Raw genomic sequence first — 1,489 nt, forward strand, 5'->3', positions numbered from 1 at the left:
CCTAACGCTTCCCCTTAACCTTCCAGCACCGGGCAGGTGTCAGCCCCTATACTTCGCCTTTCGGCTTCGCAGAGACCTGTGTTTTTGCTAAACAGTCGCTTGGGCCTATTCACTGCGGCTCCATGTAAATGAAGCACCCCTTCTCCCGAAGTTACGGGGTCATTTTGCCGAGTTCCTTAACGAGAGTTCTCCCGCTCACCTTAGGATTCTCTCCTCGCCTACCTGTGTCGGTTTGCGGTACGGGCACCTATGACCTTGCTAGAGGATTTTCTTGGCAGTGTGAAATCAGGAACTTGGGGGCATAAAGCCCTTTCCCCATCACAGCCCAGGATATTGTTGGACGGATTTACCTATCCAACTCCCTCACTGCTTGGACGCACACATCCATCGGTGCGCACTCCCTATCCTACTGCGTCCCCCCATCGCTCAAACGGTCATGAGGTGGTACAGGAATATCAACCTGTTGTCCATCGCCTACGCCTTTCGGCCTCGGCTTAGGTCCCGACTAACCCTGAGAGGACGAGCCTTCCTCAGGAAACCTTAGGCATTCGGTGAAAGAGATTCTCACTCTTTTTTCGCTACTCATACCGGCATTCTCACTTCCAAGCGCTCCACCAGTCCTCACGGTCTGACTTCACAGCACTTGGAACGCTCTCCTACCATTGTTCGAAGAACAATCCGCAGCTTCGGTGATACGTTTAGCCCCGGTACATTTTCGGCGCAGAGTCACTCGACCAGTGAGCTATTACGCACTCTTTAAATGGTGGCTGCTTCTAAGCCAACATCCTGGTTGTCTGTGCAACTCCACATCCTTTTCCACTTAACGTATACTTTGGGACCTTAGCTGGCGGTCTGGGCTGTTTCCCTTTCGACTATGAATCTTATCACACATAGTCTGACTCCCAAAGCAAAGTATCCGGCATTCGGAGTTTGACTGAATTCGGTAACCCGATGAGGGCCCCTAGTCCAATCAGTGCTCTACCTCCGGTACTCGTTCTTTGAGGCTAGCCCTAAAGCTATTTCGGAGAGAACCAGCTATCTCCGTGTTCGATTGGCTTTTCACCCCTACCCACACCTCATCCCCGCATTTTTCAACATACGTGGGTTCGGGCCTCCAGTCAGTGTTACCTGACCTTCACCCTGGACATGGGTAGATCACACGGTTTCGGGTCTACGACCGCATACTAATTCGCCCTATTCAGACTCGCTTTCGCTACGGCTCCGTGTCTTCCACTTAACCTTGCATACGATCGTAACTCGCCGGTCCATTCTACAAAAGGTACGCCGTCACGCATAATAGCGCTTCGACTACTTGTAAGCACACGGTTTCAGGTTCTATTTCACTCCCCTTCCGGGGTGCTTTTCACCTTTCCCTCACGGTACTGGTTCACTATCGGTCACTAGGGAGTATTTAGCCTTGGGAGATGGTCCTCCCGGATTCCGACGGAATTTCTCGTGTTCCGCCGTACTCAGGATACACTCCGGAGGA

The 1,489-nt window shown here is 52.1% G+C and carries 1 rRNA gene; it reads right to left on the reverse strand.

Going from position 1 to position 1,489, the window contains the following annotated elements:
- A 23S ribosomal RNA gene (locus ACFFIS_RS09630) occupies window positions 1-1,489 on the reverse strand; the annotation flags it as partial.

Source organism: Paracerasibacillus soli, assembly GCF_042432965.1.
In the GTDB taxonomy this organism is placed as follows: domain Bacteria; phylum Bacillota; class Bacilli; order Bacillales; family Amphibacillaceae; genus Paracerasibacillus; species Paracerasibacillus soli.